The 25,669-nt window shown below is 69.9% G+C and carries 25 protein-coding genes and 3 tRNA genes; 7 read left to right on the forward strand and 21 right to left on the reverse strand.

Features of this window, described 5'->3' with window-relative positions:
- Positions 1-2: 2 nt before the first annotated feature.
- The 9 genes from VG899_06440 to ruvC form a co-directional block, all read right to left on the reverse strand.
- Positions 3-2,345, reverse strand: coding sequence for a bifunctional (p)ppGpp synthetase/guanosine-3',5'-bis(diphosphate) 3'-pyrophosphohydrolase (locus VG899_06440; protein HWA65994.1), 2,343 nt, complete (start codon positions 2,343-2,345; stop codon positions 3-5).
- Positions 2,346-2,441: 96 nt separating this feature from the next.
- Entirely contained in the window at positions 2,442-3,752 is a 1,311-nt protein-coding gene (locus VG899_06445) for a PKD domain-containing protein (GenBank protein ID HWA65995.1), read from the reverse strand.
- A gap of 110 nt (positions 3,753-3,862) precedes the next feature.
- Positions 3,863-4,369, reverse strand: a complete 507-nt coding sequence (locus VG899_06450; GenBank protein ID HWA65996.1) for an adenine phosphoribosyltransferase — start codon at positions 4,367-4,369, stop codon at positions 3,863-3,865.
- Positions 4,370-4,392: 23 nt separating this feature from the next.
- Complete coding sequence (gene secF / locus VG899_06455; protein HWA65997.1) at positions 4,393-5,577, reverse strand: protein translocase subunit SecF; 1,185 nt, start codon at positions 5,575-5,577, stop codon at positions 4,393-4,395.
- Entirely contained in the window at positions 5,577-7,409 is a 1,833-nt protein-coding gene (gene secD / locus VG899_06460; GenBank protein HWA65998.1) for a protein translocase subunit SecD, read from the reverse strand. The genes secF and secD overlap by 1 nt, the downstream gene beginning before the upstream one ends.
- A gap of 56 nt (positions 7,410-7,465) precedes the next feature.
- Positions 7,466-7,909 (reverse strand): preprotein translocase subunit YajC, encoded by a 444-nt coding sequence (yajC, locus tag VG899_06465; protein HWA65999.1) that lies wholly within the window; start codon positions 7,907-7,909, stop codon positions 7,466-7,468.
- 61 nt (positions 7,910-7,970) lie between these two features.
- Positions 7,971-9,044, reverse strand: coding sequence for a Holliday junction branch migration DNA helicase RuvB (gene ruvB / locus VG899_06470; GenBank protein ID HWA66000.1), 1,074 nt, complete (start codon positions 9,042-9,044; stop codon positions 7,971-7,973).
- Positions 9,045-9,051: 7 nt separating this feature from the next.
- Positions 9,052-9,675 (reverse strand): Holliday junction branch migration protein RuvA, encoded by a 624-nt coding sequence (ruvA, locus tag VG899_06475; protein HWA66001.1) that lies wholly within the window; start codon positions 9,673-9,675, stop codon positions 9,052-9,054.
- Entirely contained in the window at positions 9,672-10,238 is a 567-nt protein-coding gene (gene ruvC / locus VG899_06480; protein HWA66002.1) for a crossover junction endodeoxyribonuclease RuvC, read from the reverse strand. Before ruvC ends, ruvA begins: the two co-directional genes overlap by 4 nt.
- Positions 10,239-10,451: 213 nt before the next feature.
- On the opposite strand from ruvC, the gene VG899_06485 reads away from it, so the two are divergent.
- On the forward strand, positions 10,452-11,390 hold the full coding sequence (locus VG899_06485) for a hypothetical protein (protein ID HWA66003.1): 939 nt from the start codon (positions 10,452-10,454) through the stop codon (positions 11,388-11,390).
- 43 nt (positions 11,391-11,433) lie between these two features.
- Here the strand turns inward: VG899_06485 and VG899_06490 are convergent, their stop codons facing one another.
- Genes VG899_06490 through VG899_06520 form a run of 7 tightly spaced genes read right to left on the reverse strand, consistent with a single transcriptional unit; the run spans position 11,434 to position 16,943 of the window.
- A complete protein-coding gene (locus tag VG899_06490; GenBank protein HWA66004.1) occupies positions 11,434-12,183 on the reverse strand; it encodes a YebC/PmpR family DNA-binding transcriptional regulator in 750 nt (249 codons plus the stop codon).
- Positions 12,180-12,752: a pyridoxal 5'-phosphate synthase glutaminase subunit PdxT gene (gene pdxT, locus VG899_06495; protein ID HWA66005.1), complete on the reverse strand. Its 573-nt coding sequence runs from the start codon at positions 12,750-12,752 to the stop codon at positions 12,180-12,182. The genes VG899_06490 and pdxT overlap by 4 nt, the downstream gene beginning before the upstream one ends.
- Before the next feature lie 14 nt (positions 12,753-12,766).
- Positions 12,767-13,669, reverse strand: a complete 903-nt coding sequence (gene pdxS / locus VG899_06500) for a pyridoxal 5'-phosphate synthase lyase subunit PdxS (GenBank protein ID HWA66006.1) — start codon at positions 13,667-13,669, stop codon at positions 12,767-12,769.
- Entirely contained in the window at positions 13,666-14,214 is a 549-nt protein-coding gene (locus VG899_06505) for an NUDIX hydrolase (protein ID HWA66007.1), read from the reverse strand. Before VG899_06505 ends, pdxS begins: the two co-directional genes overlap by 4 nt.
- An 11-nt stretch (positions 14,215-14,225) precedes the next feature.
- The gene (locus tag VG899_06510) at positions 14,226-15,392 is read right to left on the reverse strand and encodes a glycosyltransferase family 4 protein (GenBank protein HWA66008.1); all 1,167 of its coding nucleotides are present in this window, start codon (positions 15,390-15,392) and stop codon (positions 14,226-14,228) included.
- A 7-nt stretch (positions 15,393-15,399) separates the two neighbouring features.
- Positions 15,400-16,317 carry a phosphatidylinositol mannoside acyltransferase gene (locus tag VG899_06515; protein ID HWA66009.1) on the reverse strand — a complete coding sequence of 306 codons (918 nt, stop codon included), beginning with the start codon at positions 16,315-16,317 and terminating at the stop codon, positions 15,400-15,402.
- Positions 16,314-16,943, reverse strand: a complete 630-nt coding sequence (locus VG899_06520) for a CDP-alcohol phosphatidyltransferase family protein (GenBank protein HWA66010.1) — start codon at positions 16,941-16,943, stop codon at positions 16,314-16,316. The genes VG899_06515 and VG899_06520 overlap by 4 nt, the downstream gene beginning before the upstream one ends.
- A gap of 99 nt (positions 16,944-17,042) precedes the next feature.
- On the opposite strand from VG899_06520, the gene VG899_06525 reads away from it, so the two are divergent.
- Both VG899_06525 and VG899_06530 read left to right on the forward strand, forming a co-directional pair.
- Positions 17,043-19,193: an elongation factor G-like protein EF-G2 gene (locus VG899_06525; protein ID HWA66011.1), complete on the forward strand. Its 2,151-nt coding sequence runs from the start codon at positions 17,043-17,045 to the stop codon at positions 19,191-19,193.
- Positions 19,194-19,223: 30 nt separating this feature from the next.
- Positions 19,224-19,586 (forward strand): hypothetical protein, encoded by a 363-nt coding sequence (locus VG899_06530; protein ID HWA66012.1) that lies wholly within the window; start codon positions 19,224-19,226, stop codon positions 19,584-19,586.
- Positions 19,587-19,691: 105 nt separating this feature from the next.
- On the opposite strand, the gene VG899_06535 is transcribed toward VG899_06530, so the two are convergent.
- Together VG899_06535 and thrS are read right to left on the reverse strand one after the other, a co-directional pair.
- A complete protein-coding gene (locus VG899_06535) occupies positions 19,692-20,231 on the reverse strand; it encodes an HIT domain-containing protein (protein ID HWA66013.1) in 540 nt (179 codons plus the stop codon).
- Positions 20,228-22,159 carry a threonine--tRNA ligase gene (gene thrS / locus VG899_06540; protein HWA66014.1) on the reverse strand — a complete coding sequence of 644 codons (1,932 nt, stop codon included), beginning with the start codon at positions 22,157-22,159 and terminating at the stop codon, positions 20,228-20,230. The genes VG899_06535 and thrS overlap by 4 nt, the downstream gene beginning before the upstream one ends.
- A 122-nt stretch (positions 22,160-22,281) precedes the next feature.
- Between thrS and VG899_06545 the strand changes: the two genes are divergently transcribed.
- Positions 22,282-22,953, forward strand: a complete 672-nt coding sequence (locus VG899_06545) for a hypothetical protein (GenBank protein ID HWA66015.1) — start codon at positions 22,282-22,284, stop codon at positions 22,951-22,953.
- Positions 22,954-22,985: 32 nt separating this feature from the next.
- On the opposite strand, the gene VG899_06550 is transcribed toward VG899_06545, so the two are convergent.
- Positions 22,986-23,062, reverse strand: a tRNA-Val gene (locus tag VG899_06550).
- A gap of 123 nt (positions 23,063-23,185) precedes the next feature.
- Here VG899_06550 and VG899_06555 point away from each other — a divergent pair.
- Positions 23,186-23,611: an SsgA family sporulation/cell division regulator gene (locus VG899_06555; protein ID HWA66016.1), complete on the forward strand. Its 426-nt coding sequence runs from the start codon at positions 23,186-23,188 to the stop codon at positions 23,609-23,611.
- Positions 23,612-23,633: 22 nt separating this feature from the next.
- Here the strand turns inward: VG899_06555 and VG899_06560 are convergent, their stop codons facing one another.
- Complete coding sequence (locus VG899_06560) at positions 23,634-24,452, reverse strand: aminotransferase class IV (protein HWA66017.1); 819 nt, start codon at positions 24,450-24,452, stop codon at positions 23,634-23,636.
- Positions 24,449-25,366, reverse strand: coding sequence for an arginase family protein (locus VG899_06565; protein ID HWA66018.1), 918 nt, complete (start codon positions 25,364-25,366; stop codon positions 24,449-24,451). The genes VG899_06560 and VG899_06565 overlap by 4 nt, the downstream gene beginning before the upstream one ends.
- 73 nt (positions 25,367-25,439) lie before the next feature.
- Between VG899_06565 and VG899_06570 the strand changes: the two genes are divergently transcribed.
- Positions 25,440-25,512: transfer RNA gene (locus VG899_06570), tRNA-Gly, on the forward strand.
- 59 nt (positions 25,513-25,571) lie between these two features.
- A tRNA-Cys gene (locus tag VG899_06575) sits at positions 25,572-25,643 on the forward strand.
- Positions 25,644-25,669: the final 26 nt, after the last annotated feature.

The following is a 25,669-nucleotide window of genomic DNA, read 5'->3' on the forward strand; positions in this document are numbered from 1 at the left end:
CCTTACAGCCCCGAGGTCACCCGGTAGGCGTCGTACACGCCTTCCACGTTGCGAACCGCCCCGAGCAGATGACCGAGGTGCTTCGGGTCGCCCATCTCGAAGGTGAACTTCGACAGCGCAACCCGGTCTCGCGACGTGCTCACCGACGCCGAGAGGATGTTGACGTGGGCGTCGGACAGTACCCGCGTCACGTCGGCGAGCAACCGGCTGCGGTCGAGCGCCTCGACCTGGATCGCGACGAGGAACACCGAGCCTGACGTCGGCGCCCACTCGACTTCGACGAGACGTTCGGGCTGGCTGGTCAGGTTGGCGGCGTTCGAGCAGTCGGTGCGGTGCACCGACACCCCGTGTCCGCGGGTGACGAAGCCGAGGATCTCGTCGCCCGGGACCGGGGTGCAGCAGCGGGCGAGCTTGGCCCAGACGTCGGACTCGTTCTTCACGAGTACGCCGGGGTCACCGCCCGAGCGATGGCGACGCGGGGCCCGGGTGGCCGTCTCGGTCTCTGCGATGTCCTCGACGGCGCCGTCGGGTCCACCCAGCGCCTGGACCAGGCGGCTGACGACCGACTGCGCCGAGACGTGGTTCTCGCCGACCGCGGCGTAGAGCGAGGACACGTCCGCGTAGTGCATGTCCTTCGCCAGCGTCACGAGCGCGTCACCGCCGAGCAGCCGCTGCAGCGGCAGACCGGCCTTGCGCATCGCGCGACTCAGCGACTCTTTTCCGGCCTCGATCGCGTCCTCGCGCCGCTCCTTGGCGTACCACTGCCGGATCTTGTTGCGCGCCCGCGGGGACTTGACGAAGGACAGCCAGTCCCGGCTGGGACCCGCGGTCTCCGACTTCGAGGTGAACACCTCGACGACGTCGCCGTTCTCGAGCGCCGACTCCAGCGGGACCAGGCGACCGTTGACCCGGGCGCCGATGCAGCGGTGCCCGACGTCGGTGTGGACCGCGTAGGCGAAGTCGACGGCGGTCGCGCCCGCCGGCAGCCCGATGACGTCGCCCTTCGGAGTGAAGACGAAGCATTCCTGGGCGTGCAGGTCGAAGCGCAGCGAGTCGAGGAACTCCCCCGGGTCCTGTGTCTCACGCTGCCAGTCGACGAGCTGGCGCAGCCAGCTGATCTCGGTGTCCGGACCGCTGCGCGGTGACGTCTTCGTCTCCTTGTACTTCCAGTGCGCGGCGATGCCGTACTCAGCGGTGCGATGCATCTCGTGGGTGCGGATCTGGATCTCGACCGGCTTGCCCTGCGGCCCGATCACCGTCGTGTGCAGCGACTGGTAGAGGTTGAACTTGGGCATCGCGATGTAGTCCTTGAACCGGCCCGGGACCGGCGACCAGATCGTGTGGATCACCCCGACCGCGGCATAGCAGTCACGCTCGGTGTCGACGGTGATCCGCACCCCGACGAGGTCGTAGATGTCGTCGAACTCGCGACCGCCTGCGACCATCTTCTGGTAGATCGAGTAGTAGTGCTTCGGGCGGCCGGTCACGACCGCCTTCACCTTCGCCGCGCGGAGCTCGGTCTGCACCCGTGCGCTCACCCCGGCCAGGTACGTGTCCCGAGACGGAGCGCGCTCGGCAACCAGCCGGACGATCTCGTCGTACCGCTTCGGATACAACGTCGCGAAGGACAGATCCTCCAGCTCCCACTTGATCGTGTTCATGCCGAGCCGGTGGGCGAGCGGGGCGTAGATCTCGAGCGTCTGCTTGGCGAGCCGCTGCTGCTTGTCCGGCGGCAACCACATCAACGTCCGCACGTTGTGCAGCCGGTCGGCCAGCTTGAGGACGAGGACCTTCGGGTCCTTCGCCATCGCCACGACCATCTTGCGGATGGTCTCGGCCTCCGCCGATTCGCCGTAGCGGACCTTGTCGAGCTTGGTCACGCCGTCGACGAGTCGGCCCACCTCGTCGCCGAAGTCCCGGGTGACGTCCGCGAGGGACAGCGTCGTGTCCTCGACCGTGTCGTGCAGCAGCGCGGCGCACAGGGTGGGCGCCTCCATGCCGATGTCGGCGACGATCTGCGCCACCGCGAGCGGATGGGAGATGTAGGCGTCGCCGCTGCGTCGCTGCTGTCCGCGATGGGAACGCTCAGCGACGTCGTAGGCGCGGACCACCATCCGCAGGTCCGCCTTCGGATGGTGGGTTCGCAGCGTCTTGAGCAGCGGCTCGAGCTCCGGCGGTGGTGCTGCCTTGGAGCTGCCCGACAGCCGCGCCAGCCGACCGCGCATCCGGGCCGCAGCGGCGGGCTCCGCGATGGCCTCGTACGTCGTGACCGGGTCGGGCAGCGCGGTGAGCTCAGGGGCGTCGGGCACGAGTTCGTCCGCCGTCGGGACGATCTCGCTCGACATGACGCCAATCCCCTTCGCTGCCTCGTTTCCGAGTCTAACGATCGCAAGCAGTCAGGCTCTCGAAGCGTTACAACGCTCCGAGAGCCTGACTACTTCCTAGAGACCGGAGAACAGGCCGGTCGGGAGCAGCGTCACGACGTTCACCGGCAGGGTGCTCAGCACCGACGTCGGGACGCCGAGGAACGTCGAGAGAGTGTCGAGCTGCAGCGCCGACAGCACGCCCGCGGGCAGAGCAGAGATCAGGGTCGACGGCGAGACCGTCGCGGGCACGGAGATCGGCAGGCCGGCGAGCAGCTCCCCGAGCAGGTTGCCGACGACGGGCAGACTCGACAGGCCCGGCAGGCTGGGCAAGCCGGCCCCGGTGAGGTCGCTGACCGGCAGCAGGCTCAGGAAGCCGACCGGCAGACCGCCGAGCGTGCTCGACGCGATACCGGTCAGCGAGGAGATGCTCGACAACGCTGTCGACGACAGGCCGAGGGAAGAGATCAAGGCGTCGGGTGACAGTCCCGCCGGGATGCTGATCGGAAGGCCGGTCGAGGCGACGATCTGGACGAGGTTGCCGGGCAGCAGGCTCAGGATGCTCAACGGCAGTCCCGACAGCACCGACGTCGGCACCCCGAACAACGTCGACAGCGTCGACAGCTGCACCGCCGACAGCACCGTCGAAGGCACCGAGCCGATCAGCTGGGAGCCGGTCAGGCCACCGCCCGTCGGCAACGAGAACGGCAGTCCGCCGAGGGTGGACTCGAGCAGCGAGACGAGGTCGCCCGAGGTCGGCAGCCCCGACAGACCCGGCAGGCTCGGCAACGTCGCACCGGTCAGGTCGCCGCCGGGCAGCAGCCCGAGGAAGCCGACGGGAAGGTCGGTGAGGGTGCTCGCCGGAATGCCGACGCGCGACGCGACGCTCGACAGCGTCGCCGAGGACAGGCCGAGGGAGGAGATCAGCGACTTCGAGGTCACCCCGCTGGGCACCGTGACCGGCAAGCCGGACGACGCCGGGGGCGTCTTGGCCGGCGCGGCGTGGACCGTCACGGACTTGGATTTGGTCACCTTCACGCCGTGCCGGTCGACGATCGTCAGCACGACGTTGAACGTTCCCGGCTTGGCGTAGGCGTGGCTCGCGCGAGTCTTCAGGTTGGCAAGGCTGATGGCGGTGCCGTCACCGAAGGTCACCTTCGCCTTGCGCAGCACATCGCCCTTCGGCAGACGGCTGCGGCTCGCGTTGGCGACGACATCGGTGCCGACCGCCGGCTTGCTCGTCGAGACGCTCAACGCGGCGACGGGATGCTTGGGCGCCGCCGAGGCGGCTTTCGGTGTGGCGGCGACGGCGGTCGCGGCGGTCAGGACGGTGATCGTCGCGGCCGCGCCAACGGCGATGCCGGATGACACGACAGAGTGAAAACGCACGGTGTTCCCCTCACTGGGCAGACTGGGTAGTTGAAGCATCTGCGCGTGAGCCGTACGTATCCATGGCTACTTCGAGCCATTTGCGGCGACCGCGCCGCAACCGCCGCAAGTCAGTAGGTAAGGAGTGCCTGGACCTCGAGATCGCCGAGCTTCGCTCGACCGCCGAGCGCCTCGAGCTCCAGCAGCACGCTGCACCCGACCACTCGCGCGCCGCCGCGCCGTACCAGGTCGGCGGCCGCCGCGACAGTGCCGCCAGTCGCCAGCACGTCGTCCACGATCAGCACGCGTTCCCCCGCGGAGAACGCGTCGCGGTGCACCTCCAGGACGGCTTCGCCGTACTCGAGGACGTAGGCCGAGGAGTACGTCGCGCTCGGCAGCTTCCCGGCTTTGCGGACTGGGACGAAGCCGGCGCCGAAGTGGTAGGCGACCGCGGCGGCGAGGATGAATCCTCGAGCCTCGATCCCGGCGACCTTGTCGATGGTGCCGCGGCCGTGGTGGCTCACGATGGCGTCCACTGCACCGGCGAAGGCGACGTGGTCGGCGAGCAGCGGAGTGATGTCCTTGAAGGTCACTCCCGGCTCGGGGAACCCCTCGACGTCGCGCACCCGGGTACGCATGACGGCTTCGAGGTCGAGCGGGCTCACCTCCGTTTGCGCGACCTGTTACCACCGCCCGGGCGCCGGCGACCGGCGGGCCGTGCACCCGCCTTCGGCGGGGCGCCGGTACGGCGCGGGCGGGGCGCCTCGCCCTCGGCAGCGGCGAGGTCGGCCGGTGTCAGCACCTCAGGTGCGACGTCCGCCGGGATCGGGCCTGCGGCGGTCGCGACGGCCGGGGCCGAGACGGCCTCCCGCTCCCGCCGCGTCGCGACCCGCTTCGCCAGCTGCTGGTAGGTCGCCTCCCGCTCCTTGAAGTCGCACAACAGGGGCGAGGCGATGAAGATCGAGGAGTACGCCCCGGACGCCAGACCGATGAACAGCGCGAAGGACAGGTCCTTCAGTGAGCCGGCGCCGAGGAAGCCGGCACCGATCACGAGCAGACCGATCACGGGCAGCAGCGCGATGACGGAGGTGTTGATGGAACGCACCAGCGTCTGGTTGACGGCGAGGTTCGTCGCCTGGCTGAACGTCATGCGGCTGCCGCCGGCGATGCTCGCGGTGTTCTCCCGCACCTTGTCGAACACGACGACGGTGTCGTAGAGCGAGTAACCGAGGATCGTCAGCAGCGCGATGACGGTCGACGGGCTCACCTGCAGGCCCGACAGCGAGTAGATGCCGGCCGTGATCACGAGGTCGTGGAGCAGCGCGATGATCGCGGCGAGCGCCATCTTCCATTCGAAGCGGATCGACAGATAGACGATCACGGCGATGAGGAAGATGATCAGACCCTCAATCGCCTTGTGGGTGATCTGCGAGCCCCAGTTGGAACCGACCGTGGTCGGGCTGATCTGGTCCTCGGTGATGCCGAGCTTGCTGCTCAGCGCGTCCTCGATCTTCACGACCTGGGTGTTGGTGAGGGTCACCGTCTGGACGTCGAACTGCTTGGCCGACCCGCTGCCGACCGTTTCCGACACCTCGGGCGTGATGCCGGTCGAGCTCACCGCGTCCGTGACGTCCGACAGCGAGTGGCCGTTGAGCGGCCCGAGGAACTGGGCTCCGCCCTTGAAGTCGATCGACGGGTTCAGGCCTTGCACGGCAAGGCTGACGATGCCGACCAGGATCACGATCCCGGAGCCGACGTACCACCACAGCCTGCGGCCGATGAAGTTGTAGGAGACCTCACCGCGATAGAGCTTGGTAGCCAGTGAGTCGGCGTCGTTGCGCGCCATCAGTTCGCCACCTTCCCGCGGGCGGGCCGACTGGACCGTTCATCGTCGGCGTCTCGTGTCACGCCGGCGCGGGCGCGCCCGATGCCGGTCCACGCCTTGCCGGAGTCGAACGCCGGGCGGCGGCCGAGGATGGTCAGCAACGGCTTGGTGAAGAAGAACACGATCAGCAGGTCGGACAGCGTCGACAGACCCAGCGTGAAGGCGAACCCGCGTACGTCGCCGATGGAGACGATGTAGAGGATCAGCGCGGCGAGCAGCGAGACCGTGTCCGCCGACAGGATGGTCCGTCGCGCCCGGGGCCACGCCCGGTCCACCGCGCTGCGCAGCCGCCGGCCCTCACGCACCTCGTCGCGAAGTCTTTCGAAGTAGACGACGAAGGAGTCCGCGGTGATACCGACCGCGACGATGAAGCCTGCGATGCCTGGCAGCGACAGGGTGTACCCGACCGACGAGTGGCCGAGCAGCGTCGTCACGGCGTACAGAATCAAGCCCGACACCGCGAGACTGCCGATGGTCACCAGCCCGAGCGCTCGGTAGTAGAGCAGGGAGAACAAGATGACCAGGGCCAGTCCGATCGCACCGGCGATCAGACCGCCGTGCAGCTGGTTCGAGCCGAGCGTTGCCGACACCGTCTCCACATCCGACTGGCCGAACTTCAGCGGCAGCGAGCCGTACTTGAGTACGTCGGCGAGATCGGTCGCCTGGCTCTGGCTGAAGTTGCCCGTGATGTCGGTGAGGCCGCCGGCAATGCCGTCGGTCTGACTAGCGGGCGCGGACTGCACGACACCGTCGAGAGTGATGGCGACCCCGTTGCAGCCCTTGGGGGGACTGCAGCTGCCGTAACCGCTGGAGCTGCTCCCGGTCGCTTCGTAGGCCTTCTTGGTCAGGTTGTACCAAGCCGACGAGCCCGACCCGTTGAACGTCAGGTTGACCTGCCAGTCGACGCCCTGGGTGCTCAGGCCCGCCGACGCCGTCTTGACCTGCGTCCCCTCGATCGCGGCGGGCGCGAGCAGGTACTTGTAGTTCGGCGACGTGGACGGGTCGCAGGCGATGATGTAGTCGCCCGGGATGTCGTTGCCGTTCGTCGGGTTCGGGTGCTTCGAGCAGTCCCAGTTCGCGAACGACGTCTCGAACGCCGAGGTCAGCGTCGCCGACTCGCTGCCCGGCAGCGGCTGGTCGCTGGTCTGCGAGGCAAGGCTGCTCGCGCTCGGCGACGGCGTGACCGCGGGGCTGGTGGTCGATGTCACCGACGCGGTGGGCGTGGGCGTCGGGGTCGGCGTCACGGTCGGCTTGGCGAGCAACGCGGAGGTCAGCGCGTCGCCGTTCGACTTCGTCTTGCGCGAGGACGTCTTGCCGGGCGTGGTGCCCTTCGCGGTCTTGGACGACTTGCCCGGGGAGATCGACACCGTCGGGGACGCGCTCGGCGACGTGGTCGTGGTCGGCGCCGGCACGTAGTTGCCGACCCCGAGCACCTGGCGGAAACGCAGCAGCGCGGTCTGGCCGACGGTGGCGACGATCTTGTTTCGTCCCTTGCCGGGCACCGAGATGATGATGTGGTTGCTGCCCTGCGTCGTGACGTCGGCACCGCCCACGCCGAGCCCGTTGACTCGGTTGCGAATGATGTCGACCGCCTGGTTGAGCTCGCTCTTGGTGATCCCGCCCTTGCCCTGAAGCGGCTCGGCAGTGAGGGTCACCTGGGTGCCGCCCCGCAAATCCAGACCGAGCGCGGGCGTCGCCGACGGGCCCAGGAACACGCCGAGGTAGAGCCCGACGATCAACAGCGCCATCCCGGCCAGGGCTCTGCCTGGACGTGCCTTGGTGGCTTGTGCCACGTTCGTGTCTGCCTTTCCGGGAGTGAGTACTACGCCGACCGTCGTTGCTTCGACCGCTACGTGCCGGTCGGGCCGTCCGTCGGGTCAGGCGGGTTTTCCGGCTCCTCGATGACCTCGTGGTTCGTCACGTCGGGCGAACCCTCCTCCGGCTCGTCGCCGAGCACCCGCAGGATGGCGGCGGGCACGTAGCGCACCCTGATACCCGGAGCGATCTCGAGGGTCAGCGCGTCGTCGTTCACCTCCACCACCGTGGCGAGCAAACCTGAGGTGGTGATGATCTCGTCACCGGGTGCCGCCTTGCGGGCGGACTCGACCGCGGCACGCTGCCGGTTGCGGGCGGGACGGATGAACAGCAGGTAGGCGAGGAAGAACAGGACGATCAGCAGCAGGAACGGCGCGAAGCTGCTCCCACCGGCGCTGCTGCCGCCGCTGGTGCTGCCGCCGCTGCTGCTCGCCGCGGGCAGCGCCAACACGGCCCTGGCCAGCAAACTGGCGTGCACGCGCCTCGCCCTCTCCTCGACAAGCCGATGAGTCGGCGAGACTCCTCCGCCAACCGGTGGGTCAGTCTACGTCGGCACCTTGATCGTCGAGGTCGATCAAGGGCAGCATCGCCGCGTCGCCGACTCCACCGAGAGGCGGCCGGCGCAGTCCCAGATGCCGCCAGGCAGCCGGCGTCGCGACCCTGCCGCGCGGCGTGCGGGCGAGCAACCCGGCCCGGACGAGGAACGGCTCAGCGACGGTCTCGACGGTCTCGGGCTCCTCGGCGACCGCGACGGCGAGCGTGGTGAGGCCGACCGGTCCGCCGTCGAAGCGGACGATCAGCGCCTCGAGCACAGCCCGGTCGAGCCGGTCCAGGCCGAGCTCGTCGACGTCGTACATCGCCAGAGCAGCCTGCGCCACCTCGCGGTTGACGATGCCGTCGGCGCGCACCTCCGCGTAGTCACGCACCCGTCGCAGCAACCGGTTGGCGATTCGCGGCGTGCCCCTCGCCCGCCCGCCGATCTCGGCCGCGCCGTCGGGGGTCAGCGTGACCTCGAGCAGCGTGGCGCTGCGGCGCAGCACGGTCTCGAGCTCTTCCGGGGAGTAGAAGTCGAGGTGGGCGACGAAGCCGAACCGGTCCCGCAGCGGACCCGGGAGCAGGCCGGCGCGGGTGGTTGCGCCTACCAGCGTGAACGGCGCGACGTCGAGCGGGATGGCGGTCGCGCCCGGTCCCTTGCCGACCACGACGTCGACCCGGAAGTCCTCCATGGCGACGTAGAGCATCTCCTCGGCGGGGCGCGCCATCCGGTGGATCTCGTCGAGGAAGAGCACCTCCCCCTCGCCCAACGTCGACAGCAGCGCCGCAAGATCGCCGGCCCGCTCGATCGCCGGCCCGCTGGTGATCCGCAACGGCGCGCCGAGCTCGTTGGCGATGATCATCGCCAACGTCGTCTTGCCGAGACCCGGCGAGCCGGACAGCAGAACGTGGTCCGGGGGGCGGCCACGCCCCCGCGCGGCGTCGAGCACCACGGCGAGCTGCTCCCTGACCCGCGGCTGTCCGACGAAGTCGTCGAGCCGCTTGGGGCGCAGCGCGGCGTCGATCACCTCTTCGTCGGCACCTGCGTACGCCGACACCAGGTCTTCGGACTCCGCCATGGTTCGCCTAGGCCCGGCTCAGCATCTGCAGGCAGGAACGCAGCAGAGCGGAGATGTTGGGGGCGTCGCCCACCGCGATCGCCGCCTCCGCCTCGGGACCCACCGCCACCAGCGCGTCGTCGACCTCACGCCCCGACCAGCCGAGGCCGGTCAGCGCGTCGCGCAGCTGGTCGCGCCAGGCGCCCGGGTTCTGCCCCGGCAGCCGGACCACGGTCGCCCCGCCACCGCTCGGCGCGCCGAGCTTGTCCTTCAGCTCGAGCACCAGGCGCTGCGCGCCCTTGCGGCCCACGCCGGAGACCAAGGTCAGCGCTCCGACGTCGTCGGTGGCGACGGCGGCGCGAACCGCGTCGGGGCTCAGCACGGCAAGCACCGCCTGGGCGAGCTTCGGTCCGACCCCGGTGACGCCTTGCAACGTCTCGAACACCGACCGCTCGTCGTCGGTGGCGAAGCCGAACAGGGTCAGCGAGTCCTCTCGCACGACCAGGCTGGTCGCCAGCCGCACGTGCTCCCCCACCCGCAGCGTCGCGAGCGTCGCCGGCGTGCACTGCACCGCCACCCCGATGCCGCCGACCTCGACGACGGCGCCGTCAGCGCTGACCAGCGCCACGACCCCGCTGATCGTGGCGATCATCGGGCGGCCGCCGCGGCCACGCGGGTGCGCTGTGCGTGCTGTGCTTGCTGTGCGTGCGTCGTTTGCTGCGCCTGCGCCAGCCGCGCCATCGCCGCTCCTCGCCACACGTGGCAGATCGCCAGCGCGAGCGCGTCGGCGGTGTCCGCCGGCTTCGGCGCCCCAGCGAGGTTCAGGATGCGGGCCACCATGTGGCCGACCTGCGCTTTCTCGGCACGTCCGGAGCCGGTGATCGCGGCCTTGACCTCACTCGGCGTGTGCATCGCCACCGGGACTCCGGCCCGGGCCGCTGCGGTGATCGCCATTGCGGCCGCCTGCGCCGTACCCATGACGGTCCGGACGTTGTGCTGGCTGAACACCCGCTCGACGGCGACGACATCGGGGCGGTGGCGCTCGATCCAGTCCGCGATCTGGCGGTCGATCGCGAGCAGCCGGTGCGCGACGTCGTCGGTCGGCGGGGTCTGTACGACGTCGTAGGCCACCGCGTCGAGCGAACGACCTGGGGCGCCGTCGACCACGCCCAGCCCGCACCGGGTCAGCCCCGGATCAACGCCCAGCACCCGCACCGCTCGCCCCGTTCTTCCGAACATACGTTCGGAAGAACATTAACGGTGACCGGCCCGCGGACGACGCAGCGACGCGCCCAAACCCAACTGTGAGCTGCGCGGTACCTCCGGCGGTATCCACCGGCTCACGGACTGAGCAACTTCCGCACCAAGCGTCGACGCCCCGCTCGACGCTCACTGCTGACTGCTGACTGCTGACTGCATCTTGCACCGATGATCGACCGACCCGAAGCCCTTGGGCTTGACCGCGGCGGCGCCACAAGTCTGGACCAGTGCCTGGCTGCGGGCCTGAGCAAGCGACAGGTTCATCGTCTGGTGGCGAGCGGCCGGTGGCAGTCACCCTTCCCGCGGGTCTATGTCACGTTCAGCGGGCCGCTCCCGGCCGAGACAGTTCACCACGCCGCATTGCTCTACGCAGGAGCGAGCAGCGTGCTCAGCCACGAGTCCGCCGGCGCTTTGTGGCGACTCTGTCGAACTCCGCCCGAAGTCCATCTGCTCGTTCCCTACCCCCGCCAGGTCGACGAGCAGGTCGGACTCACCCTGCACCGATCCCGCACCCTGGTCGCTGACGAGATCCATCCGTGCCTGTCGCCGCGGCGCACCACGATCGAAAGAACCGTGCTCGACCTGCTGGCCGGAAGGAACAGTGCCGACGCCGCACTTGGCCTGATCGGCGACGCCGTTCGTACTCGTACGACGACTGCGTTCCGATTGCGGAGCGCAGTGCTGGCGAAGCCTCGTACCCGATGGCGCCCGCTGATCTTGGACGCGCTGCCAGACATTGCCGCCGGCGCGCAGTCACCGCTCGAGCTCCGAGACGCAGCCATCCGACGCCGCCACGGTCTGCCGGCGGGTCGCCGGCAGGTTCGTCGCTGCGGAAGCCACGTCGAGTATCTCGACGTCGTGATCGAGGAGTTCGGCCTGCACATCGAGCTCGACGGACGCCTCGGCCACGACCGAACCCGCGAACGATGGCGGGACATGCGCCGCGACAACCGAAGCGAGATCGCCGGGCTCCGACACCTTCGCTACGGCTGGGCAGACGTCGTTGATCGTCCCTGTCAGGTGGCGGCCGAGCAGGCGGAGGTTCTGCGTCAGCAGGGATGGACGGGCGTCCTGCGGCCCTGTCCCAACTGTCGTGGACCTTTGTGAGCCGCGCGGTACCTCCGGCGGTATCCACCGGCTCACGGATCGGCTAGACGGACTCGAGGACCTCGTCGCTGACGTCGAAGTTGGCCCAGACGTTCTGGACGTCGTCGCAGTCCTCGAGCGCCTCGACGAGGCGCAGCACCTTGCGGCCGTTCTCGTCGTCGAGGGGCACCGAGACCGACGGCAGGAAGGCGGTGTCGGCAGACTCGACGGGGATGTTGGCCGCCTCGAGCGCGGCGCGTACGGCGGGGTTGTCGGTGGCCTCGGAGATCACCTCGAACTCCTCGCCGAGGTCGTTGACCTCCTCGGCGCCGGCGTCGAGCACCGCGCCGAGGACGTCGTCCTCGGACAGCCCGTCAGCCTTGGCGACCAGCACGACACCCTTGCGGTTGAACAGGTACGCGACGCTGCCGGGGTCGGCCAGCGACCCGCCGTTGCGCGAGAGCGCGGTCCTGACCTCGGACGCGGCGCGGTTGCGGTTGTCCGTGAGGCACTCGACGAGAAGGGCGACGCCACCCGGGCCGTAGCCCTCGTAGGTGATCGCCTCCCAGTCGGCGCCGCCGGCGTCCACGCCGGATCCGCGGCGCACCGCGCGGTCGATGTTGTCGTTGGGGACGGAGTTGCCCTTGGCTTTCGCAATCGCGTCGGCCAGCGTCGGGTTGCCGGCCGGGTCGCCGCCTCCGGTACGAGCCGCGACCTCGATGTTCTTGATCAGCTTGGCGAACAGCTTGCCGCGCCGGGCGTCGACGACGGCCTTCTTGTGCTTGGTCGTCGCCCACTTCGAGTGGCCGCTCACTGCGCGTTCTCCTTGACGATCGAGACGAAGAGCTCGTGGATGCGCGGGTCGCCGGTCAACTCCGGGTGGAAGGCCGTCGCGAGCAGCGTTCCCTGCCGCACTACGACGATTCTACCGTCGTGGCGAGCGAGAGCGGTCGCCGTCGGACCGAGCTGCTCGACCCACGGAGCGCGGATGAACACCCCGTCCACCTCGCCGAGCCCGGCCACGTCGACCGTTGCCTCGAACGAGTCGACCTGACGGCCGAACGCGTTGCGACGGACGGTCATGTCGATGCCGCCGAGCGCCACCTGGTCGGAGGTGCCATCGAGGATGCGGTCGGCCAGCAGGATCATCCCCGCACACGAGCCGTACGCCGGCAGCCCCGAGGCGATCGCCTTGCGCAGCGGCTCGAGCAGCTCGAAGGTCACCAGCAGCTTGCCGATCGTCGTCGACTCTCCGCCGGGGATCACGATCCCGTCGAGCGCGCCGAGCTCATCCGGACGTCGAACGGCCCTCACCCGCGCGCCGCAGGCCTCGAGCGCTGCGCGGTGCTCGCGAACGTCGCCCTGAAGCGCCAGAACCCCGATGTCGGGGACTGCACTCACCAGCCGCGCTGAGCCAGCCGGTGGTCGACCGGCAGCGACTCGACGTTGATGCCGACCATCGCCTCACCGAGACCGCGGCTGACCTTCGCGACCACGTCGGCGTCGTCGTACATCGTGGTCGCCTGGACGATCGCCCGCGCCCGCGCCGCAGGGTCGCCGGACTTGAAGATGCCGCTGCCGACGAACACGCCGTCCGCCCCGAGCTGCATCATCATCGCGGCGTCGGCGGGCGTGGCGATGCCTCCGGCGGTGAACAGCACCACGGGAAGGGCACCGGTCTCGGCGACCTCCTTGACCAGCTCGTACGGCGCCGCCAGCTCCTTCGCCGCGACGTAGAGCTCGTCCTCGCTCATCCCGGCCAGCCGGCGGATCTCGCCGCGGATCGAGCGCATGTGCGTCACCGCGTTGGACACGTCTCCGGTCCCGGCCTCACCCTTCGAGCGGATCATGGCCGCACCCTCGGTGAGCCGGCGAAGCGCCTCGCCGAGGTTCGTCGCGCCGCAGACGAACGGCACGGTGAACGCCCACTTGTCGATGTGGTGGGCGTAGTCGGCCGGGGTCAGCACCTCGGACTCGTCGATGTAGTCCACGCCGAGCGACTGAAGCACCTGCGCCTCGACGAAATGGCCGATCCGGGCCTTCGCCATGACGGGGATGGACACCGCCGCGATGATCCCGTCGATCATGTCGGGGTCGCTCATCCGGGAGACGCCGCCTTCGGCACGGATGTCCGCGGGCACCCGCTCCAGCGCCATGACCGCGACCGCGCCGGCGTCTTCGGCGATCTTCGCCTGCTCCGGGGTGACGACGTCCATGATCACGCCGCCCTTGAGCATCTCCGCCATCCCGCGCTTGACGCGCGCCGTACCGGTCGAGGCCGCGGATTCCGAAGTGCTCACACCTCAACTTTATGCCGCTTGACAACTGAGTTCGCCGGCGTCGGCAGCTCCTCGTCGTCCATCTCGAAGTACGCCGGGTGCGGCGCGTGACCGGCCAGCCGCAGCCAGCGGACCGTACGACGGTCCCGGATCACCAGCGCGTCGCGAACGGTGTCGTTGTAGAAGCGCCGGGCGATCGATGCCCGCAGCGCGTCGTCGTGCACGTCGATTGCGGCCGCACTCGGTGCGAGGAACACCTGTCGATGCTCCTCGGCGAGGCGGGCGAGCTCGCGGGAGAGCAGGTTCTCGGCCACCTCTCGGTCGTGGGCGAGGCCGCGGACGGCGAGCGTCCCCGACACGGCCGTCGCAGCGCCGCCGCCGAGCGCCGCCGGCAGCTCCGCCACCAGCACCGCCACCGATGCGCTGCGCTTGCGCAGCTGGGCGTCGAGGGCCGCGGCGGCCGCGTCGATCCTCGCGTGCAGCCCGTCGAGCCGTCGAGCCGTGAACACGCCGTAGAGCGCGATGACGGCAAGGACGGCGGCAAGAGCGACCAACCTGACCGCCACAACGCGCGACGCTACAGCCCGCGGAGCTGGGTTTCGAACGCGGCGGTGTCGATCAGGTCGGGGTCCTCCTCGACGTGGCCCGTCGAGGCCGCGATCGCGGTCTCATAGACCCGCAAGATCTCCCCGACGACGACCGACCAGTCGTACCGGGTGACGACGGCACGCGCGGCTTCGCGCAGCTCGTCTCGACGCTCGGCCGACCGCAGCAGATCGGCGCACCCCGCGGCGAGGGAGGCCGGGTCCCCAACCGCCGTCAGCTCTCCGAGCCGGCCGCCCTCGAGCACCTGCGCGAAGGCGTCGAGGTTGCTCGCGACGATCGGGGCACCCGCCGACATCGCTTCCAGCAGGATGATCCCGAAGCTCTCGCCGCCGGTGTTGGGCGCAGCGAACACATCGACCGAGGCGTACAGCCGCGCCTTGTCGGCATCGCTCACCCGGCCGAGCATCGTCACCCCCCGCGGCACGGCGGGCGGCTCCCCCGGTCCGGCGACCAGCACCTGCAAATCGGGGAACTCCTCACGCAGCGTCGGCAGCGCGTCGAAGAGGACCTGCAGCCCCTTGCGGGGCTCGTCGACGCGCCCGACGAACCCGATCGTCCGGCCGATCCCGGCGTCCGTGCGTTGCCAGCCGGACAGCGGGGCCGCTGCGGCGTACCGCCCGACGTGCACGCCGTTCGGCACGACGACCGCGTCGCCGCCGAGGTGCTCGACGATCGTCTTACGGGCGGCCGAGGAGACCGCGATCCTGCCGGCGAGCCGTTCCATGTAGATCTGCAGCGGCGTCTGCAGCAGGCTGAGGATCCGCGACTTCGGGTTGGCGGCGTGGAAGGTCGCGACGATCGGCCCTCGCGCGTTGCCCAGCGCGAGCAACGACAGCGAGAAGGTCTCCGGGGAGTGGACGTGCAGCACGTCGAAGTCGCCGTCGTGCAACCACCGGCGCAGTCGGAGCTGGCTGACCGGACCGATGAGCAGCCGTGAGATTGAGCCGTTGTACGGGATCGGCACGCTGCGCCCGGCACGGGTCACGTACGCCGGGAGCGGCACCTCGTCGTCGTCGACGGGAGTGATCACCTCGACGTGGTGGCCCCGCCCCAGCAGGGCTTCGGTCAGGTCGGCGATGTGCGCGACGACGCCGCCGGGGATGTCCCACGGGTACGGCGACACGATGCCGATGCGCATGGCTGCCTCAGACCGAGAGGTTGTCGCTCAACCGCGACGTGTCCAGATCATCCACCCAGACGCGCTGCAGCATGTGCCAGTCCTGCGGGTCGGTCCTGATCGCCTCGGCAAAGGCGTCCGCCATCTGCTGGGTCATCGCCCGGATCTTCGCCTCCCGGTCACCCTCGTCCGGCACCACGATCTGCTCGTGGATCCGGGTGCGCCAGTGCCGGCGGTCGGGGAAGGTCAACGTGACCGGCAGGAGTGCGGCGCCGGTGTCGTGCGCGAGCGCAGCCGGGCCCGCGGGCATCCGGGCGCCGGACCCGAAGAAGTCGACCTCGATGCCCGTCGCGGTCAGGTCGCGGTCGGCGAGCAGGCACAGCGTCCCGCCGGCTCGAAGCCGCTCGGCGAGCAGCTCGAACGGCGCCCGCTCGCCACCGGTGAGCGGGACGACCTCCATCCCGAGGGACTCGCGGAAGGTCACGAACCGGTTGAACAGCGACTCGGGCCTGATCCGCTCCGCGACGGTCGTGAACGGGACCCCTGTCCCCGCCAGCCAAGCCCCGGCCTGGTCCCAGTTCCCCATGTGCGGCAGCGCGAGGATCATGCCCTTGCCTGCGGCGACGGCGTCGCGCAGCCGCTGCTCGTCGACGCAGTGCGTGCGGGCGATCAGGTCGTCCTTGCGCATGCTCGGCAGCTGGAACACCTCGCACCAGTAGCGCATGTAGGACCGGACACCGTCGCGGGTGAGCAGTCGCAGCTCGCGGTCGCTCGCGTCGGGCACCACGCGGGCGAGGTTGTCGTGCAGCGTGATCACGCCGGAGCCGGACCGGACCCAGTAGGCATCGGCGATCGCGTCGAACTGCCGCCGGGCGAGCCGCTCCGGCATGCCGCGCATGACCGCCCAGCCCGCCGCGTAGACGACGTCGGCGAGGTTCTCGTTCAAGAGGCGGCGGCTCGGGCCTGGAGCAGCTTCGCCTGACGGCGTACCTCGACGATCCGCTGGATCACGGTCACCGACGTCGCGGCGGCGAGGCCCCACAAGCCGATGGCGCGCAGCACCGGCAGCCCGAAGATCCCGGAGAACCCGGTCAGCACGAGGATCGCGATCAGCCGCTCGGAGCGCTCGGCGATGCCGACGTTCGCGGTCATCCCGAGGCTTTCGGCACGGGCTTTGGAGTACGACGTGACGACGCCGGCGACGAGGTCATAAAGCGCGACCGCACACAGCGTGGTGTTGTTGCCCCGCCCGGCGTACCAGAGCGCGAGCGAGCCGAACACCGCCCCGTCGCCGACGCGATCCAGCGTCGAGTCGAGGAACGCACCCCACGGGCCGCTCGTGCCACGAGCCCGCGCCACTGCGCCGTCCATGAGGTCGGAGAACACGAACGCGGTGATGACGAGCGTGCCGACGAGGAACCGACCGCGCGGATAGAAGCCGAGCGCACCGCCGGTGACCCCGATCGTGCCGACGACCGTCAGCGCGTCGGGAGTGATGCCGATCGCGACCATACGGCGCGCAATGGGATCGACCACACGGTTGATCTGCGGGCGAGCGTGGATGCCGAGCATCGTGCGCTGAGGATAGCGAGATCGATCTCGGTCGAGGTCTTGTCGGGTCGGCACTTCAGGAGGACAGTCCGAACCGAGGGGCGAGACGAGGAGGCAACCATGGCCGACAAGACGAGCACTTCAGGAGCCGCGGGCAGGGCACCAGTGGCCGACGAGCCGGGGCGGATCCGCAATGTCGTGCTCGTCGGCCATTCGGGTGCCGGCAAGACCACGCTGGCCGAAGCACTCCTCGTCGCGACCGGGACGATCCCGCGGGCCGGCCGCGTCGAGGACGGCACGACGGTCAGCGACTTCGACGAAGCGGAGATCCGCCAGCAGCGGTCGATCAGCCTGACCCTCACCCCGTTCGAGCACGCCGGCGTCAAGGTCAACCTCCTGGACTCCCCCGGCTACGCCGACTTCACCGGTGACCTGCGCGCCGGGTTGCGCGCCGCGGACGCTGCGCTGTTCGTCGTCAGCGCGGCCGATGGGATCGACGGCACGACGCGGATGATGTGGGAGGAGTGCGCGACGGTCGGCATGCCGCGTGCCGTCGTGATCACGAGGCTGGACTCGCCCCGCGCCGACTACGACGCGACCCTGGCGGCCTGCCAGGAGGCGTTCGGCGACGGCGTACTCCCGATCTACCTGCCGCTGCACGGGGACGGCGACGAGGTCGCGGGCCTGATCGGGCTGCTGTCCCAGCAGGTCGTCGACTACAGCGGCGGGCAGCGGGTCCAACGCGATCCCGACCCCGAGCACCTGCCGTTGATCCAGGAGCACCGCAACACCCTGATCGAGGGGATCATCGCCGAGTCCGAGGACGAGACGTTGATGGACCGCTACCTGGGCGGTGAGGACATCGACGTGAAGGTGCTCATCGACGACCTGGAGACGGCGGTCGCCCGCGGCAGCTTCTACCCCGTACTGACGGCGTGCGCCGGCAGCGGGCTCGGCATGGCCGAGCTCCTCGAGGTGCTCACCGGCGCGTTTCCCTCGCCACTCGAGCACCCGCAGCTGCCCGTGACCCGGCCGGACGGCACACCCGTCGAGCCGCTGGTCTGCGACCCGGCGTCCCGGTTGTGCGCGGAGGTCGTCAAGACCACGACCGACCCGTACGTCGGACGCATCTCCCTGGTCCGGGTCTTCTCCGGCACGTTGCGACCCGACGCGGTGCTGCACGTGTCCGGTCACGGCCTCGCCGAGCGCGGTCACGAAGACCACGACGTGGACGAGAAAGTCGGCTCGCTCGCGGTGCCCCTCGGCAAGACGCTGCACCCGGTGGACCACGCCATCGCCGGGGACATCGTCGCCATCGCGAAGCTGGCCCGCGCCGAGACCGGCGACACGCTGTCGACGAAGGACGACCCGCTGCTCGTCGCCGCCTGGGAGATGCCGGAGCCGCTTCTGCCGGTCGCGATCGAGGCGAAGAGCAAGGCCGACGAGGACAAGCTCTCGACCGGGCTGCAACGGGTCGTCGCCGAGGAGCCGACGGTGCGCCTCGACCGCAACACCGAAACGGCCCAGCTGATCCTGTGGTGCATGGGCGAGGCGCACGCCGACGTCCTCATCGATCGGCTGTCGAGCAAGTACGGCGTCGCGGTGGAGCGGGTCGAGCTCCGGGTGCCGCTGCGCGAGACGTTCTCGAGCGCGGCCAGCGGCCACGGCCGGCACGTGAAGCAGTCGGGCGGCCACGGTCAGTTCGCGGTCTGCGACGTCGACTTCGAGCCACTCCCGGAGGGAGCGGGCTTCGAGTTCGTCGACAAGATCTACGGCGGGTCGGTGCCCAACCAGTTCATCCCGTCAGTGGAGAAGGGCATCCGCGCGCAGATGGAACGCGGCGTCGCCGCGGGCTATCCGGTGGTCGACGTCCGGGCGACGCTGCGAGACGGAAAGGCGCACTCCGTCGACTCCTCGGACATGGCCTTCCAGATGGCCGGCGGGCTCGCTCTCAAAGACGCCGCGGAGAAGGCGCAGATCTCACTGCTCGAACCGGTCCTCGAAGTGTCGGTGCTCGTCGCGGACGACTACGTCGGCGCGGTCATGAGCGACCTGTCCACCAGGCGCGGCCGCGTCACCGGGACTGAGCCGGTCGGCACCGGCCGCACGCTGGTCCGGGCCGAGGTCCCGGAAGTCGAGGTGACCCGCTACGCCATCGACCTGCGCTCGCTCTCGCACGGCACGGGCAGCTTCAGCCGCCACCACCTCCGCTACGAGCCGATGCCGCCGCAGCTCGCGTCGAAGGTGATCTCCTCATCGCGGTCTCAGTAACGGCCGAAGCAGCGGACGTAGGCTCGGATCATGCCGATCCTCGCGATCTTCCTGATCCTGCTGGCGCTGTTCGTCGTCCTCCCGCTGGTCGGCTTCCTGGTGTGGACGATGGTCAGCATCGCGGTGTCCGGCATCGTCCTCGGTGGCCTCGCGCGGCTGATCATCCCGGGCCGGCAGAACATCGGGGTGATCGCCACGATCGTGGCCGGCTGGGCCGGCTCGATCATCGGAGGCCTCATCGCGGTGGGCGCGCTCGGGCGGCACGGCCACTGGATCGGGCGGATCCTGATCGAGCTCGGCGTGTCGGCGGTCGCCGTACTCGCCTTCTCCGCCGGTGCCCGCAACAACCAGGTCACCGGCCACGACCGGCACCACAAGATCATCGACATCTGACTTCCGCGGCCATCACCCCAGCCCCACGCCCGAAGTAGCACACGAAGTCGCGCCGGAATCGGGCGAAATACCGCAAAGCGGCGTTGGTCCGAGGCGCGTTGTGTGCTACTTCGAGAAAGCGGGCCAGGCCTCGGCGAGGAGCCGGCGGGTGTCGCGCAGCAGTTGCGGCAGCACTTTGGTCCGGGCGACGACCGGCATGAAGTTCGTGTCGCCACCCCACCGCGGTACGACGTGCTGGTGGAGGTGCTCGGCGATGCCGGCGCCCGCGACGACGCCCTGGTTCATGCCGATGTTGAAGCCCTGTGCGCCGCTGACCTCCCGGATGACCCGCATCGCGGACTGGGTGAGTGTGGCTACCTCAGCCGCCTCCGGGTCGGTGAGGTCCGGATAGCCCGCGACGTGGCGGAACGGCACGACCATCAGGTGCCCCGCGTTGTACGGGTAGAGGTTCAGCACGACGTACGCCAACGTCGCGCGGTGAACGATCAGCCCGTCCTCGTCGGACATCGCCGGGATGGCGCAGAACGGGCACTCGTCGGACTTGCCGGCACCCTGGATGTAGGCGAGCCGCTCCGGCATCCAGATGCGCTGCCACTCGTCGGGTACGCCGACGCCGGCCTGGTGCTCGAGATCCGGCGTGCTCATTCCGTGGCGGGTTCGGGGTTGAGCGCGTCGGCGGCGATCTGGCGCTCCGCAACGTTGCGGACCACCTCCGCGATCGCCGCATCGACCGGAACTCCGCGTCGTTCGATGCCGTTGCGATAACGGATCGAGACCGCGTCCGCCACCTCGTCACGCTCGCCGGCGACGAACATGAACGGCACCTTCTCCTGCTGCGCCTTGAGGATCTTCTTCTGCATCCGGTCGTCGCTGGCGTCGACCTCCGCGCGGATGCCCGAAGCGCGCAGCTTCGCCACGACGCCGTCGAGGTAGGCGGCGTTCTCGCTGCGGATCGGGATGCCGACGACCTGCATCGGCGCAAGCCACGCGGGGAAGGCGCCCGCGTAGTGCTCGAGGAGTACGGCGAAGAACCGCTCGATCGAGCCGAACAACGCCCGATGGATCATCACCGGCCGGTGGCGCTGGCCGTCGTCGCCCTGGTACTCCAGGCCGAAGCGCTCCGGAAGCGCGAAGTCGAGCTGGATCGTCGACATCTGCCAGCTGCGGCCGATCGCGTCACGCGCCTGTACCGAGATCTTCGGGCCGTAGAACGCCGCGCCGCCCGGATCAGGGACGAGCTCGAGGCCGGAGGCCTCCGCGACCGAACGCAGCGTCTCGGTCGCGACCTCCCAGTCCTCGTCGCTGCCGACGTACTTGTCGGGGTCCTTCGTCGACAGCTCCAGGTAGAAGTCGTTCAGGCCGTAGTCCGCGAGCAGCCCGAGCACGAACTGAAGCAGCGAAGTGAGCTCGTCGCGCATCTGCTCGCGGGTGCAGTAGATGTGCGCATCGTCCTGGGTGAAGCCGCGTGCCCGGGTCAAGCCGTGTACGACGCCGGACTTCTCGTACCGGTAGACCGTGCCGAACTCGAACAGCCGCAGCGGCAGCTCACGGTAGGAGCGGCCCCGCGCGCCGAAGATCAGGTTGTGCATCGGGCAGTTCATCGGCTTGAGGTAGTACTCGCCGTTGTCGAGCTCCATCGCCGGGAACATGCCCTCGGCGTACCAGTCGAGGTGCCCGCTGACCTCGTAGAGCTTGCCCTTGGTGATGTGGGGGGTGTTCACGAACTCGTACCCGGCCTCGATGTGTCGCTGGCGGGAGTACTCCTCCATCGCCATGCGGATCACGCCGCCCTTGGGATGGAAGACCGCGAGGCCCGAGCCGATCTCGTCAGGGAAGGAGAACAGGTCGAGCTCGGCACCCAGGCGCCGGTGGTCGCGACGCTCCGCCTCCTCGAGCAGCTCGAGATGCCGGTCGAGGTCCTCCTGCGTGGCCCAGGCGGTGCCATAGACGCGCTGCAGCTGCTGGTTCTTCTCGTCCCCGCGCCAGTACGCCGCGGCGGTCCGCATCAGCTTGACCGTCGGGATCAGCCTCGTGCTCGGCAAGTGGGGGCCGCGGCAGAGGTCCTTCCACGCCACCGAGCCGTCGCGGCGCAGGTTGTCGTAGATCGTGAGCTCGCCCGCGCCGACCTCCATCGAGGCGCCTTCGGCAGCCTCCTCGGCGGAGCCTTTGAGGCCGATCAGCTCGAGCTTGTACGGCTCGTCCGCGAGCTCGGAACGCGCCTCGGCGTCGGTGACGACTCGGCGGGTGAAGGTCTGGCTCTCCTTGATGATCTTGCGCATCTGCTTTTCCAGACGCTCGAGGTCGTCCGGAGTGAACGGGGTGTCGACGTCGAAGTCGTAGTAGTAGCCGTTGGTGATCGGCGGGCCGATGCCCAGCCGCGCCGACGGGAACAGCTCCTGCACGGCTTGCGCGAGCACGTGGGCGCTCGAGTGCCGGAGCACCGCCAAGCCGTCGGGTGAGTCCATCGGCACGGGGTCGAGGACGTCGCCGTCTTGCGGCTTCCACGACAGGTCGCGCAAGGCGCCGCTGCCGTCACGGGCGACGACCGCGTCGAGCTCGGCGCTGCGGAACAGCGCGCCGGCCGTCGTACCGGACTCCGTGACAACGCTCGATCCGTTGACGGTCACGGTGATCTCAGGCACGAGCGCGAGGGTACTTGGAGGCGTTCGTCAGTTCACCGCATATTGGAGCGACGATGATCGAGACCGAGCTGCGCGACGTCGGCACGCAGGTCGAGTTCGTCGTCCGTACCGATGTCGCCCGCTACCAGGAGCGACTGCCGAAGATGGGGTGGTGGCCGAGCTCGGCACCGGGCACGTTCACCAGGAGACTCGACCGCAGTGCCGACGTGGCGGAGATCTTCGGTCGCTTCACCTCACGAGTCGAGCTGATGATCCAGCAGAGCCTGCGCGAGGTCGCGATCGACTGGCAGGCCGGACTGGTCGAGTGGGTCGGCCGCGTCCAGGACAGCGGGCTGCGGTGGTGGCTCTACGGCAGCGGAGCCCTCGCCGTACGCGGCGTCGACGTCACGCCCGGCGACCTCGATCTGCACGTCAGCGATGCGTCCCTCGCCGGACGCCTCCTCGCCGATCTCCTGGTCGAGCCGGTCACGGAGCTGACCGGCTGGGTCGCCGACCGCGGCGGCCGGGCATGGCACGGCGTCCTCATCGAGTGGTTGTCAGACGCGCACCCGAGCGGCGCCGACCCGCCCCACGAGCAGGAACCGGCGGCGGGCGATCACCTGGAGCACGTCGTCTGGCGCGGATTGACGATTCCCGTGCCTGCCCTGGCGCTGCAACTGGCGGTCGCCGAGCGACGCGGACTGCCTGATCGCGCCGAACTGATCCGACGTGCGATGCAGCGATGAAGGCGGCGTGAACGCGGCCGGGTGGGAGGAGGTGGTGGGCGATACTGGACTCGAACCAGTGACCTCTCGCGTGTGAGGCGAGCGCTCTAACCAACTGAGCTAATCGCCCGGCCGGCACAGGTTAGCGCGCAGCGGCGCAACCGATGTCGCACGGAGTGGCCGACAAACGGTTACCTCGCACCGACTCCGGGAACATGCCATCATCAGCCTGAGCCGCCGGAGGGTCGTAGAGATGGGTTCCCGCCACGACTCGGTCACCGCCGAGATGGAGTTGCGACTGGTCGTCGCCGACGGACCCGATCGCGCGGTTCACGCCGAGCTCAGCTACCTCCCGCGCGACCCGTACGCCGTGCGCATCGGCTTCCACACCGGCACCGACGACGTCGTCGAGTGGACCTTCGCGCGCTCTTTGCTGACCGACGGGGTGACCCATCCGGTCGGTGACGGGGACGTCCAGGTGTGGCCGTCCACCGGGGACGCGGGCGTCCAACAGGTCCGGCTGTCGCTGTCGAGCCCGTCCGGCACCGCCCTGTTCGAGGCGCCGCTGGCCGAGCTCGTCCAGTTCCTCACCAAGACCTACGCCCTCGTGCCGACCGGTTGCGAGAGCAACTTCGTCGACGTCGGCGCCGAGCTCGCCTCGCTGCTCGGCTACGAGTAGCCGGCCCGAGTAGCCCGGCCGGTCACGGGTCCGGTTCGGTGCTGCGCTGGGCGAACACCTCACGCGCCCGTGCGGTGAGCGGCCCGGGCGCCGCGGCGAGCACCCGCCCGTCGACGGCCCGGATCGGCTGCACGTCGCGTGTGCTCGACGTCAGGAACGCTTCGTCGGCGGCGGCGAGCGCCTCGAGCGGCACCGCACGCTCCGCGACGTCACCCAGCCATTCGACCAGGAGCTCTCGCGTGATGCCGGCCAGGCAGCCGCTGGACAGCGGAGGCGTCACGAGCTGCCCGTCGATCCCGAGGAACACGTTGCTGCCGGTCCCCTCGCACAGCTCGCCTCGCGTGTTGGCGAAGATCGCCTCCGCGCCGCCGCGCTGATGGGCGTAGTCGAGGGCGACCACGTTGTCGGCGTACGACGTCGTCTTCAGTCCGGCCGTCGCGGCCCGCTCGTTGCGGGTCCACGGCACGGTCACCACATCGGCGGTCGGCGGCCACTCGGCCAACGGCGCGGTGGCGACGATGACCGTCACCGGGCTGTCGCCGCGGTCACTGCCGTACGGCGCGGGGCCGGCCGTGACGGTGACCCGCAGCCGCGCCGAGCCGAGCGGCTGCGCCGCCACCACCGCCGCAACGCCGTCGCGGATCAGGTCGAGGTCGACCGGCAAGCCGAGCCCGGCGGCTGAGGACTCCAGCCGTCGCAGATGCCGGGTGAGGGCGAACGGCTGCCCACCGGTCACCTTCATCGTCTCGAAGACCCCGTCCCCGACGGTCACGCCGTGGTCGTCGGCGCGCACCACCGGCGCCGCCGGGTCGACGACTACGCCGTTCACCCACAGCGTCATCGGTCGCTCCGGGTCGCCAGGCCCGCCGCGATCTCGAGCAGGCACATCGCGGCCAGGCGGACCGTCCGTTCGTCGTCGGCGTCCTGTGTCGCGTCGACCTCGGTGATGTCGGCGGCGCGCACCCGCGGATCAGCGCCGGCAAGGAAGGCCGCGGTCAGCATCTCGCGCGCGCTCAGCCCGCCGGGCAGGCTTGCCGGGCACGCGGGCGCGACCGCCCGGTCACAGGCGTTGAGGTCGAGGTCGACGTAGGCGCCGGCATCGCCGGCCGCCGCGACGTCCAGGGCTTCCCGCATGCACTCGGCGATCCCTCGCTCGGCGACCTCACCTCGCCCGATCACCGTCACGCCGCGGGCGTGCGCCTCCGTCGCGTAGGAGCGGCTGTTCGCCCAGTCGGCGATCCCGACCTGCACGATGCGCTCCCCCGGCAACCCGGCCGCGATGAGCTCGCGGACCGGCGCCCCGTTGCTGCGCGCCTCGCGAAGGTCGTGATGAGCGTCCACCGTGACCAGCCCGGCACGGCCGAGATCGTCCCCGAACACACCCGCCATCGCCGGGTAGGTCAGCGAGTTGTCACCGCCGATCACGACCAGCAGCCGCGCCTTGGCCGCGGCGGTCTCGACGGCGGTACGGACCCGCCACTCCCCCTCGACCCGGACGTCGGGGTCGTCGACGTCCCCGCGGTCCCACGGCGCGACCAGCTGCGAGAGATCGACACCGCGCGAGGGCGACCAGGTCGTCAGCTGGTCCAGCGCCCGGCGTACCGCGGCGGGCGTTGCGTGCGCTCCGGTGTTCGGTACGGACGTGGCGAAAGTGGGGATCCCGATGACGGCGAGGTCCACGGGTCGGGCGCCGGGACCGGCCGCGAGCCACTCCGCGGCGCTCGGCCAGCGGTGGTCGGAGGTGCCCCGGTTCACGCTCGCGATGCTGTCACGGCTGCGGCACATGTAGAGTCGACGACGCACGAAGCACGCCCTGGCGTGCTCGCGCGCGGACGTAGCGCAGCTGGTAGCGCATCACCTTGCCAAGGTGAGGGTCGCGGGTTCGAATCCCGTCGTCCGCTCGGTGGGCGCCCTTCGCCTTTGCGGCAGAGTGCGCCCGTCGCGTTTGGTTGGAAGACCAGGCGGGTTGGCCGAGTGGCTTAGGCAAGGGCCTGCAAAGCCCTGTACGCGGGTTCGATTCCCGCACCCGCCTCAGCCGGAGGCCATCTCGGCAGAGCA

Source organism: Mycobacteriales bacterium (genome assembly GCA_035550055.1).
Lineage (GTDB): Bacteria > Actinomycetota > Actinomycetes > JAFAQI01 > JAFAQI01 > DASZTV01.